Source organism: Halalkalibacter sp. HAAS-P013, from assembly GCF_056619925.1.
In genome coordinates this window covers 55230-70079 of sequence record NZ_JBWQTU010000003.1, presented here as the reverse complement: position 1 = coordinate 70079, position 14850 = coordinate 55230, and the positions used below count along the sequence as shown (strand labels likewise).

13 protein-coding genes are annotated in these 14850 nt (G+C 35.7%); 2 read left to right on the top strand and 11 right to left on the bottom strand.

Translation table 11 applies throughout. From position 1 onward, the window contains the following. Positions 1-3: 3 nt before the first annotated feature. The 5 genes from aceB to AC1FXP_RS06625 form a co-directional block, all read right to left on the bottom strand. The gene (aceB, locus tag AC1FXP_RS06645) at positions 4-1590 is read right to left on the bottom strand and encodes a malate synthase A (RefSeq protein ID WP_480059814.1); all 1587 of its coding nucleotides are present in this window, start codon (positions 1588-1590) and stop codon (positions 4-6) included. Between the two features lie 200 nt (positions 1591-1790). Then, the gene (locus AC1FXP_RS06640; RefSeq protein WP_480059634.1) at positions 1791-2318 is read right to left on the bottom strand and encodes a DUF4309 domain-containing protein; all 528 of its coding nucleotides are present in this window, start codon (positions 2316-2318) and stop codon (positions 1791-1793) included. Positions 2319-2480: 162 nt separating this feature from the next. Further along, positions 2481-3980: a glycine betaine uptake BCCT transporter gene (locus AC1FXP_RS06635; protein WP_480059632.1), complete on the bottom strand. Its 1500-nt coding sequence runs from the start codon at positions 3978-3980 to the stop codon at positions 2481-2483. Positions 3981-4081: 101 nt separating this feature from the next. Further along, on the bottom strand, positions 4082-5212 hold the full coding sequence (locus tag AC1FXP_RS06630) for a mechanosensitive ion channel family protein (protein ID WP_480059630.1): 1131 nt from the start codon (positions 5210-5212) through the stop codon (positions 4082-4084). 199 nt (positions 5213-5411) lie between these two features. Then, on the bottom strand, positions 5412-5651 hold the full coding sequence (locus tag AC1FXP_RS06625) for a YtxH domain-containing protein (RefSeq protein WP_480059628.1): 240 nt from the start codon (positions 5649-5651) through the stop codon (positions 5412-5414). 171 nt (positions 5652-5822) lie between these two features. Between AC1FXP_RS06625 and AC1FXP_RS06620 the strand changes: the two genes are divergently transcribed. After that, complete coding sequence (locus AC1FXP_RS06620; protein WP_480059626.1) at positions 5823-5966, top strand: hypothetical protein; 144 nt, start codon at positions 5823-5825, stop codon at positions 5964-5966. Between the two features lie 133 nt (positions 5967-6099). Here AC1FXP_RS06620 and AC1FXP_RS06615 read toward each other — a convergent pair whose 3' ends face one another. The 6 genes from AC1FXP_RS06615 to ku form a co-directional block, all read right to left on the bottom strand. Further along, positions 6100-6276: a DUF4025 domain-containing protein gene (locus tag AC1FXP_RS06615; protein ID WP_480059624.1), complete on the bottom strand. Its 177-nt coding sequence runs from the start codon at positions 6274-6276 to the stop codon at positions 6100-6102. Positions 6277-6382: 106 nt separating this feature from the next. After that, positions 6383-6526 carry a hypothetical protein gene (locus tag AC1FXP_RS06610; RefSeq protein ID WP_480059622.1) on the bottom strand — a complete coding sequence of 48 codons (144 nt, stop codon included), beginning with the start codon at positions 6524-6526 and terminating at the stop codon, positions 6383-6385. Between the two features lie 77 nt (positions 6527-6603). Further along, positions 6604-8193: a response regulator gene (locus AC1FXP_RS06605; RefSeq protein ID WP_480059620.1), complete on the bottom strand. Its 1590-nt coding sequence runs from the start codon at positions 8191-8193 to the stop codon at positions 6604-6606. Positions 8194-8197: 4 nt separating this feature from the next. Next, positions 8198-9073: a CheR family methyltransferase gene (locus AC1FXP_RS06600; RefSeq protein ID WP_480059812.1), complete on the bottom strand. Its 876-nt coding sequence runs from the start codon at positions 9071-9073 to the stop codon at positions 8198-8200. Between the two features lie 24 nt (positions 9074-9097). Next, entirely contained in the window at positions 9098-11800 is a 2703-nt protein-coding gene (locus tag AC1FXP_RS06595) for an ATP-binding protein (RefSeq protein ID WP_480059618.1), read from the bottom strand. A 199-nt stretch (positions 11801-11999) separates the two neighbouring features. Then, positions 12000-12866 carry a non-homologous end joining protein Ku gene (gene ku, locus AC1FXP_RS06590; RefSeq protein WP_480059616.1) on the bottom strand — a complete coding sequence of 289 codons (867 nt, stop codon included), beginning with the start codon at positions 12864-12866 and terminating at the stop codon, positions 12000-12002. 120 nt (positions 12867-12986) lie between these two features. On the opposite strand from ku, the gene AC1FXP_RS06585 reads away from it, so the two are divergent. Then, positions 12987-14825 carry a DNA ligase D gene (locus tag AC1FXP_RS06585; protein WP_480059614.1) on the top strand — a complete coding sequence of 613 codons (1839 nt, stop codon included), beginning with the start codon at positions 12987-12989 and terminating at the stop codon, positions 14823-14825. The last annotated feature ends 25 nt before the right edge of the window (positions 14826-14850 follow it).

Sequence of the window (14850 nt, the reverse complement as noted above, 5' to 3'; positions counted from 1 at the left end):
TTATTAATTTAGTAGTTGATATCCAGGCAACGTTAGAAACTCTTCAAATTCATCGTTTTCAATTAATTTAGTAAATAAATCTGCAGCTTCGTTAAACCTTCCTTGTTCCCACCTCTCTTCTCCAAGTTCAACACGTAAAACTTCTAACTCCTCTTCTTGAATGCATTTAACAAATTCTAAAGTGATATTGGTTCCATTATCAAGTACCCCTTTTGGATGTCTAATCCATTGCCATACTTGCGCACGGGAAATTTCTGCAGTTGCTGCATCCTCCATTAAATTTCGAATTGGCACCGCACCATTCCCATTCAACCAAGATTCGATATACTGAATTCCTACACTAATGTTCATACGAAGACCTTCTTCTGTAATTGACCCATTAGGTACTTCGATTAATTCCATTGCACTAACTTCTACATCTTCTCTCTTTTTATCAATTTGATTAGGCGTTGGCATATAGCGATTGAACACTTCTTTTGCTATAGGTACAAGAGCTGGATGTGCTACCCATGTACCATCATGCCCATCACGTACCTCTCTCTCTTTATCTATGCGCACCTTTTCAAACGCTTCTCTATTTTTTTCTTCATCATTTTTTACTGGTATTTGTGCAGCCATTCCTCCAATAGCCGGTGCTTCTCTTCGGTGACACGTTTTAATTGTTAACAGCGAATAGGCCCTCATAAATGGTGTCGTCATTGTTACTTGACTACGATCAGGAAGTACGACGTCAGGATGATTTCGAAAACGTTTTAAATAGCTGAAAATATAATCCCACCTTCCACAGTTTAAGCCTGCTGAATGATCTTTTAATTCAAATAAAATTTCGTCCATTTCAAATGATGCCAAAATCGTTTCAATTAAGACTGTTGCTTTAATCGTCCCTTTTGGAATAGCTAATTGCTTTTGCGCGTAAATAAATACATCATTCCATAACCTAGCTTCAAGATGGCTTTCTATTTTTGGTAAATAAAAATATGGTCCAGTCCCTCTACTTATTAATTCCTTAGCATTGTGGAACATGTATAAACCAAAATCAACAAGACTTGCAGAAGCCGGCTTCCCATCTAATATTAGATGTTTTTCTTCCAGGTGCCAGCCGCGCGGTCTTACAACCAAGGTTGCGGTATTCTCATTTAACTGATAGCTTTTACCTGTTTTCGTATTTTCATAATTAATTGTTCTTCTAATTGCATCACGGAGATTCACTTGCCCTTGTATTGTATTTTCCCAAGTTGGAGCATTAGCGTCTTCAAAATCAGCCATAAAAACATGCGCACCTGAATTTAATGCATTAATTACCATTTTACGTTCAACTGGACCCGTAATCTCGACCCGACGATCTTGTAAGTCTTTCGGAAGTGGAGCAATCGTCCATTCACTTTCTCTAATATGCGTTGTAGAGTCTAGGAACGTGGGCAATATTCCTTGATCCAATTCTTCTTGCCGTATTTGCCTCCGTTGTAAAAGTTTCTCACGACGTCCGTTAAATGTTCTGCATAGCCCTTCAACAAATGCTAAAGCCTCGGTCGTTAAAATTTCATGACAACTCTGATCGACTAGACCAACCACTTGTAACCCTTGCTTCATTTTCTGTCTCACTAATTTTCTCCTCCTCTTCTTCAATCTGTATTAATACAGTGTTTATATTATGATATTATCATATAACAGAGGTGTGGTTTCCGCAACCATTTTTTTCTTTTTTTCTGAATTTTCTATGCCCAATAACAAAGGAGCTCCAATTGGGTCTCTTTTGGACCTTGGAACTCCTTCACTATAGGCTTTTTTCTTTAGTGTTTGTTTGTTTTTCTTAGCCAAGCATATGATAAAATGTCTTTCTCTGATTTGGCTTCAAAAAGTAATTCATAATTATCTAACTTATAAACAAACATCCAGTACCCATCCATTTCGTTCATCTCACTTTGATCAGGGGTACCCAGCTGTCTTCTCATTTCCTCACTTGTAAGTTGATTTTCTTCAATATTTATTGCAATTGCCACACCTTTGTTCGTATGTGGGTCAAAAAAATAGGTTGCCTGTTCATAGTCCCAATAAACACCACCTTCATAATGTCCCTGCGCTTTAGGTTCACCTAATCGTCCCAACACCTCATCCATACTTTGCTCTATATTAGCCTGAATCGGTAAAAAAAAACCATTATATCCTTGCTCTATCCACTTAAAAGACAAAAATGAATCATTATTACTCATGACGGGTAAAGAAAATTGATCCTGATTTTTTTCACTTGAATATTCACCTGAGACTTGTACGCACCCTACTAATAACAACACTAAAATGATAGTTAATACACTCTTCATTTCGCTCACCTCGTATTATCCGAATAATAAAAGCCTTGACGAACATGAAGCAAATTAACCTTATCATTATATGTAATTAATAACTCTTCATGACAACAAAAAAATAGATGACTCCAGCGTCCTTTATGATGTACAAGGAAGGCTAGGTCATCCAAAACTACATTATCCTTCTTTCCGCGTTTTTTTAAAACCCCTAACTTCGGTTTTAAATATTTTCAAAATACCAACACTCATAACTAACAGAACGATGGTTAATGGAAAAGCACTAACTATAATTGCTGTTTGAAGTGCTTGCAATCCACCAGATGCCATTAACACAATAGCTGAGGCAGACAGTATTAAACCCCAAGATATCTTTATAAAATTAGATGGATCCATATCTCCTTCCGTAGTTTGCATTCCTAAGACAAAAGTCGCTGAATCTGCAGAAGTAATGAAAAACGTTGTAATCAGCAAAACCGTAATAACTGATAAGACACCACCTAAAGGGAGATGCTCATAAACGAAAAATAAACCCGTTTCTAAACTTTGTCCGGCTACATCAATTCCATGTATTAAGTCTAAGTTTATCCCGGTTCCACCAAACACGCAAAACCAGAATGCGCACACAAGGGTCGGGACGACTAGCACAGCAATTGTAAATTCTCTAATCGTACGCCCTTTTGAGACCCTAGCAATAAACATTCCTACAAATGGCGACCATGAAATCCACCATGCCCAGTAAAAGATTGTCCAACCTTGTGTCCATTCAGCTCTCGCCTCATCAAAAGGAAAAATTCGTAAACCCATTTGAGGTAAATTTTGAATGTATTCACCTAATGTATGTGTAAATAAATTAAACAAAAACAAAGTAGGTCCTAAAATAACCATTGCAATCAACAAGAGCGTTGCTAAAACCATGTTCGTATTACTTAAATATTTAATTCCACGCTTGATTCCCGTACTAGCAGAAATTATAAATAATACAGTAATGATCAAGATAATGATTAGTTGTACCGTAAAATTAACAGGGATTCCTATCAAATATCCTAATCCTGCATTAATTTGTTGCGCCCCTAACCCAAGTGAAGCACAAACTCCAAAAATTGTGGCAAATACGGCAATAATATCAACCGTATATCCAAGTGGACCATTAACACGATCTCCAAAAACCGGATGCAATGTTGCGCTCATTAGACCAGGTGCATCTTTACGAAATTTAAAATAAGCAAGAGCTAAGGCAACAACTGCATAGATGGCCCAAGCATGAAAGCCCCAATGTAAATACGTATACCGGAGAGCAAGAAGAGCAGATTCTTCTGTACTTCCTTCACCAGTTGGAGGAGCAGCATAATGGGAAACAGGCTCAGATACTCCGTAAAATAAAAGACCAATCCCCATACCAGCACTAAATAACATCGCAAACCATGTTGCTCTATTGAAATCTGGTTTATCCGTATCTTTCCCAAGTTTGATCTTGCCGTACTTACTAAAAATTAAAATTAGCGAAAAGATCAAAAAGAATGTAGCCGCTAAGTTATAAAACCAGCCAAATGCACTTAAGAAAAAGGCTTGTGCAATCCCCATTATGTCCCCAAGCTGCTCTGGAAACAACGCTCCCCAAATAACAAAAACGAGAGCAATAACAACCGATATCTTATAAGTAATGGTTAAATTCTTCACGCTTTTTATCTCCTTCCTTTCCTACTACTATCTCTCTAAATTAGCTTGCGACAAAACACACATAATTATTTATTTGAAAGCGATCCATACAAAAAGAGAGCTCAGCTTTCGCTTGAACTCTCTTTCAGCATCAATTCTTCGTTTTTTTCTTGACGATCATTTTCCATATAAATGCTTCTGCTTGGAAATGCAACTGATACATTTTCTTCTTCTAATATTTTCAAAATTTCAAAATTAATCTCTTCTTTAATTCTAAACCATTCAACCCAGACAATCGTTTTTGTAAAAAAGTAAATGTAAATATCCAAACTAGAACTATTAAATTCGTTGAAACGAACCATGATTAAATCTTGGTCAATTTCATCATGAGATCTAAGTACAGATTCAATTCTTCTCGCGCAGGTTTCAAGCTTGTCTTTTGGAGTTGAATACGTTACACCTACTGTAAACGCAATTCGACGCTTCCCCATCTCTGACCAGTTCGTTATAGGCTCATTAGCTAAAGTAGAATTAGGAATGGTAACGATCGAATCCGAGAACGTTCGAATTTGTGTACTTCTAAAACTAATATCTTGGACTGTTCCTTCAACCGAAGGCGTTTGAATCCAATCCCCTTTAGAAAATGGCTTCTCAGTAATAATAATAACTCCACCAAAAAAGTTCCCGATAGTATCTTGAGCTGCCAATGCAAATGCTAGTCCACCAAGACCCAAACCAGCTATAAAACCACTGATTTCATATCCCCACTCACTTGCGACAACAACGATAACCAAGGCAACCACAGCAAAGCGCAAAATTTTTGATACAAAAGGAACAAACATGCTATGTTCGTCTAAATCAACATTACGAGCAAGTTTAATAATTGCCATTGAGTATTCCGATGTATAATTAAAAAGCCCCCAACCAATTAACATAATAATAATCGATCTATATAAGTGTTCCACAAATTCAATTGTCGTAAAATGAAAAGGTAAATACACTAGGGCTAAATATGTACCTATTACAATCCATAAAACTCGAATCGGCTTTTCAAAAGACATTAGAAGATTTGAAAAGAATTCCGTTGGAGTTTTCTTTAGCATCAATAAAATAAGTTTGAAAATATATCGAGTAAATAATTTCCTAAATAACAAAAACACTGAAAATATGGCAATTGCTATTCCAATGTCTGTCCATTCTAAACGGTTCAATGAATGGACAAAAGCATCCCATTTCCAATTATCAATCTCCATTAAAATCCCACCTTTGCATATAGTATTTTATCATAGGTAGGACAAAATGGTATAGAAAACAATATTGTATTAATTACTCTTGCTTTTTCTATAATTTGTCAAAAATAAACAAAGCGGGGTGTCCCAGGGCCTTGACTTTGACCTCTTGGACACCCCGACTTTTGAAACACTCTTCACTTAAAAATAACTCAATATTATTTTATTCGTCATTTTCTTTAGTAGTTGTTCTTGCATCTACAACGTCACCAAAGGTCGCCCACTCTTTGCCCATTTCCACTAAAGTTTCGGAAAAAGGTTGATTCATTTGATTACTCATTTCTTTTCGCAGATCTCGCCCACGTTCACTATTCATGAACATGACTCCTGCTGCTCCTATAGCGCCGCCAACTATTGAACTTACGATATAACTTGACCTGGATGGTTTTGACTTTTTAAACATATAAATCTAATCCCTCCCATTTATCGTCTCGTCCTTACTTTTACACAAAGAACAATTGTTATGCAAAACAAATAAGAATATTTTTGATTGATGCTTATGTATATGTAAGCAAATATCTAGCCCATTTTGTGATACACTTATACATACATTCATAAAAGGAGTAGATTTATTTTGAGTTTAAAATCATCGATCTATAAAATGCTCAGAATTTGGAATGATATTGACGCAGTTAGAAAAGGCAAGGTTGGAAAGAGATTAGGCAGACGTGTAGTTGGACGCACTTCTGGAAAAGCGATAAGAAAACTATTTAAATAATTATCCTTTTATGTTAGAGGTGCCGAGGGAGATGCTTTTATCTTTTCAGGCACCCTTTTTTCATTTAAAAAGGAGGTGCCTAGGTTTTCACCTCTATGACACCCCCAACTTTATTATTTACTTTTCTTTAAACTCATCTTTTCGATTGACTGTCAATCGTGCCTTCAACATACGCATCACTTACTTGCTCATGCGTTTCCGCTAATCCTTGTTCAACTTCTTCTGTACTTTTATAATCGGAAGGTTGATATGAATTCTCTGCGACGCCTTCTGATGACTTTAATGAATTTTTATCCTTTTGATTGGCCAATAGAAACCCCTCCTTTTTCTTCAGTAGTATTTGTCACCTATGACAAAATATAATGAGAAAAACTGGGACCAAATATCTTATCAAAACCAAAACAAAGCTTTAACTTTTACATCGTTTCCTTATTCAACTTGCTATTATTTTCTTTTTGAATCAACCATTTCATGAAGCGTCTTTCTTTTTCATCTGTTTTTCTAGTTAAGCTTTTTTCAACAGAGCGCCTTAAACTTGGATATTTAATATCTCCATTCATTAGCACATACCTCCTGCATTGGTGTTTTTTACTCCATACCCTGTTTGCGCTTTTAGTAAACATGAATAGTGAATTTTTTAAGAAAGCCTGTTTGTAACTTGAGGTGTCTCTACTGATGTCTGTTGAAAAGAAATGATAAAAGATGTTCCTTTTTCACTCGTTTTAACGTCTATATTGGCAAAATGACGTGAGGCAATGCTATAACAAATAGCTAAACCAAGTCCTGTACCGTTATCTTTTGTCGTAAAAAATGGTGTACCGATATTTTCCAATACCTCTTTCTTAATTCCGGGACCGGTATCTGCAATTTCTAATATTACGTTCTCATTACTTGTGTACGTCTTTAATGTCAAAATCCCGCTAGCTTCCATTGCCTCTAGACCGTTTAACCCTATATTTAAAATTAACTGTCTAATCTCTTTTTCATCTAAATAAAGCTGTGGACATTCTGCTAAATCTAATAACACAGATTTGTTATTCATCAGTGCTTCTGCTCTTAGTAAAGGATGCAAGGTTGTCACAATTTCGTTTAAGTCTTTTTTCTTTCGATTATTTGCTTTATCTTTTGCTAACGTCAGAAACTCTGTAATGATTCCGTTTGCCCGGTGCAACTCATCAATCATTAAATTAATGTATTCCTCAGGCTGCGGATGATGACTCTGATTTTTTGCTAGTTGAAGAAAGCCCAGTACAGTTGTCATCGGATTACGTATTTCATGTGCAATTCCTGCTGCCATTTCGCCTACTAGATTTAATCGATCTAAGCGAGAAACCTCTTTTTCTAAATCGACTAGTTCTGTTATATCTGTAATGGTGCTAATGATGCAAGGCTCACCATTGATTGTTGCTGTTTCTGTTGAAAGCAAACCTTCTCGCCTTTCACCTTTTTTGGTCACATATGTAATTTCTTTATTATATATTCCCACTTGTAAATCTTTCGGGCTTGTCTCCGTAACAGTTTGCTCCCTTGTATCAGAATGAATGGCAAGCACGTCATTACTTAATGTAGCAAGCTCCTCGAATTGATAACCAGAAAACTGAATCCAACTTTGATTTACATCAACATATCGTTGATCGGCTAATGAACGAATGGCCATTAAATTAGGACTAAGTTGAAAAATCTTTTGGAATCGTTCGTGAGACACCTGGAGTTCCTCATTCGCTTTTAGCAATTCCTTCGTTTTTTCATTAATAATATTTTCAAGATTATTTTGCTTTTCTTGCAATTTTGAAGACTGTTTTTCTAATTGAGAATTTTTTCTCTCAATTTCTAGTTGTTTTCGGTAAATTTGAACAAACGCTTCGACTTTGCTTCGCAGAATAATTGGATTAAATGGTTTAAATATGTAATCAATAGCTCCGCTTAAGTAACCTGTTGAGACATGTTCATTCGCTTTACTTAATGCAGTTATAAATATTATCGGAATATGGCATGAATTTTTTCTTTGTTTGATGATTTCTGCCGTCTCAAATCCATTTAAACCTGGCATTTGGACGTCTAATAAAATTACTGCAAAATCATAGTGTAATACTTTCTTTAAAGCTTCTTCTCCTGACTTTGCGCTTACTAATAAATAGTGTTCAGAGTCTAACACAGCCTCTAAAACCATTAGGTTTTCTGGTCGATCATCAACCATTAGTATTGCAACCTTTTCGTGAGCAGACATAACTTTACCCCTCTAATTCACTTCTGATTTTTTTAATATATATCTTTTCAGCAGAATTAACTTCTTCGTATAATTCTGCTGATCGGTACATGCTAATCGACTCTTTTGAGCCAAGACCTAAATAACCATTTTCACTTAAACTATCATAAAAAAGAGTATACACTCGATTAGTTAGTTGCTTATTAAAATAAATAAGTACATTTCTACAAACAATCATGTGAAACTCATTAAAGGAATGATCAGTTACTAGATTATGGTGGGCAAAGACAATATTGTCAATAAGGAAAGAATGAAGCACTACCTCACTATCACACACAGAATAGTATTCAGAGAATTCCTTCTTCCCTCCTGCTTGATGGTAATTCTTCGTGTATAATTTCATATGTTCAAGTGATACCTTGCCTAGCTTTGCCTTCTCAATAATTTCTTCATCCATATCGGTAGCATAAATCTTTGTTTTTTCAAGAAGTCCTTCTTCAAACAAAACAATAGCCATAGAATATACTTCTTCCCCTGATGAACAACCTGCATGCCAAATTCGAATAAAGGGTAAATTTCGTAAAACCGGTACAATTTCTGTACGAAATGCTTTAAAGAAACTTGGATCTCGAAACATTTCTGTTACATTAATGGAGAAATCACGTAACAATTGTTTCATCAATTCAGGCTGATACAACACTTTTGCCTGAAATTCTGAAATAGTCTTAACATCCTCAATTTGAGCACGGTACCATATTCTTCTTTTAATAGATGAATAGGCATAATTTCGAAAGTCATACCCGTACGTTTGATAAATTCCTTCAAGTAATAATTCAATTTCTGTTCTCTCTATTTCATTCAATCGTTCCTCTTGAGTTTGGAATAAAGACGAATCAATCATCTGCACTCACCATTCTCTTCTAAACTACTTATGGAGCCAAACCTTCATTAGCGAAAGAAGTTGTTCCATGTTTACAGGTTTGCTAATATAGTCTGAAGCTCCTGCTTTAATGCATTTATCTCGGTCATTCTTCATTGCTTTTGCGGTTAATGCTAAAATAGGCAACTGGGACCACTTTTCATTTTTACGAATCTCTTTCATTGCTTCATATCCATTCATCTCAGGCATCATGATATCCATTAAGACGATATCAACTTCCTTATATTCTGATAAGGCCTCGATAGCGTCAATTCCATTTTCAGCATAAATGACATTCATATTTTGCATTTCTAAAGCCGCTGTTAGTGAAAAAACATTCCGCATATCATCGTCAACAATAAGAACCGTTTTATTTTGCAACTGTTCTTTCGTCTCATCCTGTTCCTGTTCTTCTGCCACTGTAAGCATTTCATCTGATTCCTCAATAACTTCATCTATTATGACGATCTTATCCTCGATTGTCCCTGCTACTTCATCAATAAACGTTTCACGCAGCTCAGATTCGTGAGGATAATCAGATAGGTGCAAAGTAAACATACTACCTTCACCTTCTATGCTTTCCACTTCAATATAACCACCTAACAACTCTGAAAGCTCTCTACTAATGGATAATCCGAGTCCTGTTCCGCCATATTTGCGAGTAATCGTACCATCCTCTTGATAGAACGCCTCAAAAATATTTTGCTGCTTGTCCGGATCAATTCCAATTCCTGTATCAATAACGGAAAACGCAATTTTTACCCCATCTGCTTCCTTCCCCTTTTTAAAGTGAAGCTCTACTTTCCCATCTCCAGTAAACTTGAAAGCATTCGATAACAAATTCTTAAGTATTTGTTTTAACCTTTGATCATCTGTAAAGAGAATCGCAGGAGCGTTCGGTTCTATAACAATGTTAAAATCTATTCCTTTTTGAGTAGAAATAGGTGCGAATTGTCTCTCGACGAACGCCTTGATATCACTAATTAACACCTCTTCTGGGAACACATCTATTTTTCCAGATTCAATTTTAGACAAATCTAATATATCATTGATCAAATCTAGCAAATCTCGTCCTGATGAATAAATCGTTGATGCATGTTCTACCTGTTTATTTGTTAAATTACCATTTACATTTTCGACAAGCATTTGTGATAAGATCAACATGCTATTTAAAGGTGTCCTGAGCTCATGCGACATATTTGCTAAAAACTCTGATTTATACCTTGACCCAAGTTTAATATTTCGATTCTTTTCTTCTAAATCCTTTTTAATCACTTCAAGCTCCTGCTTTTTCTCATCTGATTGTTTAAATTGTTCGTGTAACTGTTCATTAATTAAACGCAGTTCTTCTTGCTGTTGTTGGAGCTCCTCTGATTGAGTTTGTGATTCAGTCAGCAGCTCTTCAATTTTCATATGATCTAATATTCGTTCAATGCTTGATCCAGATGATTGACTTAGCTGCTCTAGAATTCTGACTTCTGATTGGGTGAATGGCTCAAATTTAGCTAATTCTAAAACACCTACAACCTCTTGATCAAATTCAATAGGTAAAAGAATAAGTGATGTTGGAGCAGCTTCTCCTAAACCAGATGTTGTGGACACATACCCGTTTGGAAGATGATCTAATACCATCAGTTTCTTATCAGCTGCACATTGTCCGACTAACCCTTGGCCTAAGTGTATTTTATCCTTGCCAATCCTACTATCATCAGAGGCGTAAGAGGAAATCTTCGATAACGTATTTCCTTCACCTCTTACATAAATAACTCCATAAGTAGCTCTTACAAATTGTGCAATATTCGTCATAAAGACCGTACCAAATTCATTTAAGTCTATGATGCCTTGAAACTTCATTGCAATTTCGGCATATCTTGATTTAATCCAGTTCTCCTCTTTTAACGATTCAGCAATTTCCTTTTCTTGTTTCGTTACGGTTTCCAGAGAATCTGCCATATTGTTATAGGCAATGGCTATTTCACCGATTTCATCTTTTGACTTCACTTCAATTCGAGGTAACCTATCTAAAGGATGACTCCTTACACTAGTTATTACTTTGCGTACACTGTTAATACTAGAAGATATATTTTTAACAATCGAATATGTGATAGTCGTAACGACTCCTAACGAAATTATTGTTAAGAGAACTAAATATGTAATGGTACTACGGTAACCAGCTTCTGATTCTGTGAGTCTATCTAACATAAAAAGTTGTTCTTGCTCTGCAAATAAGTCAACTTCTTGTATCATTCCTCTTCGTAATTCTTCATTTTCGTTTAATAAATAATTTATTGCCCCTATATAGTCATCAGATAAAACCAAAGATATAACTGTTTGAACCATTTCATTATATGCATTTCTTATTTGGTAGATAGACGCAATCGAAGAACGTTCTTCTTCAGTTAATGAACTTATTTGCTCAAGAGAATCTAATATCGTTATTTGATTATCTAAAGCGTCATTAATAATTGTAACCTTCTCCGTTATTTCAGCATTTGAGTCCAATAGCAAGAGCTCTCTCATTTCTCTAGCTATCGTATTTGTCTCATGATTTAGCGTTTGTGCTAGTACTATCTTTTGATGGTCTTCTGTCACAATTTCACGCATACTCGTATTTTGTTGGGTTAATGTGTAGAAAACGGTCGTACTCAAGATGATAATAATCCCAAGTATTGAGCCTAATCCTATGATAAGCTTTGTAATTATTTTCATCTTTTTACAACCTACTCCTGACTTTTATTGATCGTACTCACTAGTTTACTATATAAACCATAGCAGTTCTATAGAAAATAAGTGCTTTGCCTCTCTCACAACTTAGATCAAACTAGAACTTTCTTTTAAAAAAGAAGTCACTAAAAAAGGTAAACACGAAGACCTCTTTTAGTGACTTCCCTTTAAGTCTCTTTTTCCTTTAGGCATTTTTTCGTGCACTTGTTACTGTTTCAACTGCTTTTTTCTTGGCTGGTGCTTTTTTCTTTCTTGTTGCAGGCTTCTTCGTTTTTGTTTTATCCAGAGAAGCTTGTAGAGCAGACATTAAATCTGTAACATTCGTTGCGGCGGCGGCTGGTTCTTTTTCTGTTGCTGTAACGGTCTCCTTCCCTGACTTCTTTTCTTCAATTAATTCCATTAAGGCTGTTCGATACTCATCTGTATACTTTTCAGGCTCAAATGTTGTTGTTAATTGTTCAACAAGCATAAGCGCTGTATCAAGTTCCTTTTGTTCTACTAATTGTTCTGAAGGTACATTCGGAACATCTTGTACATTACGCACTTCATCAGGAAAATGGATCGTTTCCATTAAAAGAGTATCTTTATATACACGTACTACAGCTAATTGCTCCTTAGATCGGATAATGATTTTTGCGATACCAATCTTTCCTGATTCTGTTAATGCTTTGCGTAACAATGAATACGCTTTTCCCCCACCATTATCAGGGGCAATAAAATAGCTTTTCTCAAAATAAATCGGATCAATCTCTTCTAGTTTCACAAAGTCAATAATTTCAACTGCCTTATCTTCATTTTCTTTTTTTAACTTTTCAAGTTCCTCATCATCTAATACAACAAATTTGTTTTTTGCATATTCATAAGCTTTAACGATATCCTCATTCTTAACTTCTTTATCACACCCTGGACACACCTTTTGATAGCTGATAGGAGTATGACATTCCTTGTGTATTTGTCGCAATTTAATATCTTTGTTTTCTGTTGCAGTGTGAAGTTTAATCGGAATATTAACAAGGCCAAAACTTATACTGCCTTTCCAAACTGTATGCATAAGAACCACCTACTTTTTCTTTTAATATGCAAGTTTTTGTCTACGATTATGTATGGTTGTCTTACATTTGTTACAGCTTAAATAGTAACTGATAACTGAATGACAAAGTAGGTGACATTTATGAAACCAATGCTATTATCCCCTGCAACTGATATTCCTACAGGGAAGGATTGGATTTACGAAACAAAGTATGATGGATTTCGTTGTATATTGTATTGGGATGATGAAATACCTAAGCTAATCAGTAGGAATGGAAAAGAATTAAACCTTCATTTCCCTGAAATTATTAAGTATTGTGAGGAAATTTATCCTTTACTTAAAGATTTTTTACCACTAACTTTTGACGGAGAACTTGTGAATTTAAGAAATGATTTACAGAGTCATTTTTCTACGGTTCAAGTTCGAGGACGAATGAAAAATCAATCAAATATCGCAAAACACGTTAAAGAGTTCCCTTGTCACTTTATCGTTTTTGACGTTATGAGGGTAAAAGGAGAGCTGCTTGTTGACCGAAATCTAAAAAAAAGAAAAGAAATATTAGAAGGCTTTTTTACCGAAAAGCGGTTACCTACTTCTGTTGATTATAGAAACACTAGCCGACTGCAATTAATCGATGTTTTCACTGAAGAAAGCTATTTGTGGAATAAAATTGTTTCCAACAATGGAGAAGGAGTCGTTGCCAAACGAACGACAAGTCACTGGGAAAGCGAAAAGCGAACCTCCAATTGGCTTAAAATAAAGAACTATCGCTTTGTTTCCGTTATTTTAACGAAATTCGATAAAAACAACGGTTATTTTCACGGTGCTATTTATCATGGAAGTGACCTTATAGAGGTTGTTATTTTCAGGCATGGCCTGACAGAAGATGAAGAAAAAACATTATTGGCTTTTTTTGAAAATAACGGGGCGAAACGAGGACTAAATATATGGGAGCTACCACCATCTATTTGCGTTGACATTGCTTGTATTGACTTTGACGGGAAGCAATTGCGTGAGCCGCGTTTCCATGCTTTTAATTTTAATCAGGAACCTCCAGAATGTACATGGCACCATATGCAGCGACAGCTTCATCCCATTCCTGATAACATTACGATCACAAATCCAGATAAACCAATTTGGTCAACGATTGACGTATCAAAAGATAGATACTTACTTTACTTACAAAAAGTAGCACCTTACTTGCTCCCATTTTTGGGTGAGCGTCTTCTTACGGTTATTAGATATCCACATGGTGCAGTAGGTGAAAGCTTTTATCAAAAGCATTGTCCAGACTATGCACCTGACTTTGTTGAGACTGAACAGGTTGAAGATATTAATTATATCGTCTGTAATGATATCGAAACTCTCCTTTGGTTAGGGAATCAACTCGCTCTTGAGCTTCATATCCCCTTTCAAACAAGATATACAGACAAACCAACAGAAATTGTATTTGACCTAGATCCTCCATCTGTTAATGAGTTTTCTTTAGCTATCATTGCAGCAAAGCAAATGAAAGCGATTTTTGACCAATTTACTATAACCTCCTTTGTTAAAACATCGGGAGGGAAGGGCTTGCAAGTATATATTCCATTGCCAGAGAATCGCTTCACATATCTAGAGACTAGAATTTTCACGCAATTCATTTGTCAGTTTTTATGTGAGCAGCAACCCGATTTATTTACGACGGAACGATTGAAGAAAAATAGAAACAATAAACTATACCTTGATTACATCCAACATGATGAAGGAAAAACCATTGTCGCACCTTATTCCCCTCGGGGAAGCGTAAAAGGGCTCATCGCTACTCCATTAAACTGGGATGAAGTAAATGACTCATTAACCCCGAATACTTTTACACTACCAGCGGTGATTGAACGATTAGAAAAACAAAAAGACCCTTTCTCTTCTTTCCGTGAAGTTGATAATGAAGAAGCTTTCACAGCCATTCTTACGCAATTGAAAGAATTAGTTAAGGGGTGAACCAAAGATTTTGACCTTTTGATTC

Bases quoted from the DNA above. Each gene is read 5' to 3' on its own strand.
- aceB (WP_480059814.1), bottom strand. From the start codon at position 1,590: ATGAAGCAAGGGTTACAAGTGGTTGGTCTAGTCGATCAGAGTTGTCAT.
- AC1FXP_RS06640 (WP_480059634.1), bottom strand. From the start codon at position 2,318: ATGAAGAGTGTATTAACTATCATTTTAGTGTTGTTATTAGTAGGGTGC.
- AC1FXP_RS06630 (WP_480059630.1), bottom strand. From the start codon at position 5,212: ATGGAGATTGATAATTGGAAATGGGATGCTTTTGTCCATTCATTGAAC.
- AC1FXP_RS06625 (WP_480059628.1), bottom strand. From the start codon at position 5,651: ATGTTTAAAAAGTCAAAACCATCCAGGTCAAGTTATATCGTAAGTTCA.
- AC1FXP_RS06610 (WP_480059622.1), bottom strand. From the start codon at position 6,526: ATGAATGGAGATATTAAATATCCAAGTTTAAGGCGCTCTGTTGAAAAA.
- AC1FXP_RS06605 (WP_480059620.1), bottom strand. From the start codon at position 8,193: ATGTCTGCTCACGAAAAGGTTGCAATACTAATGGTTGATGATCGACCA.
- AC1FXP_RS06600 (WP_480059812.1), bottom strand. From the start codon at position 9,073: ATGATTGATTCGTCTTTATTCCAAACTCAAGAGGAACGATTGAATGAA.
- AC1FXP_RS06595 (WP_480059618.1), bottom strand. From the start codon at position 11,800: ATGAAAATAATTACAAAGCTTATCATAGGATTAGGCTCAATACTTGGG.
- ku (WP_480059616.1), bottom strand. From the start codon at position 12,866: ATGCATACAGTTTGGAAAGGCAGTATAAGTTTTGGCCTTGTTAATATT.
- AC1FXP_RS06585 (WP_480059614.1), top strand. From the start codon at position 12,987: ATGAAACCAATGCTATTATCCCCTGCAACTGATATTCCTACAGGGAAG.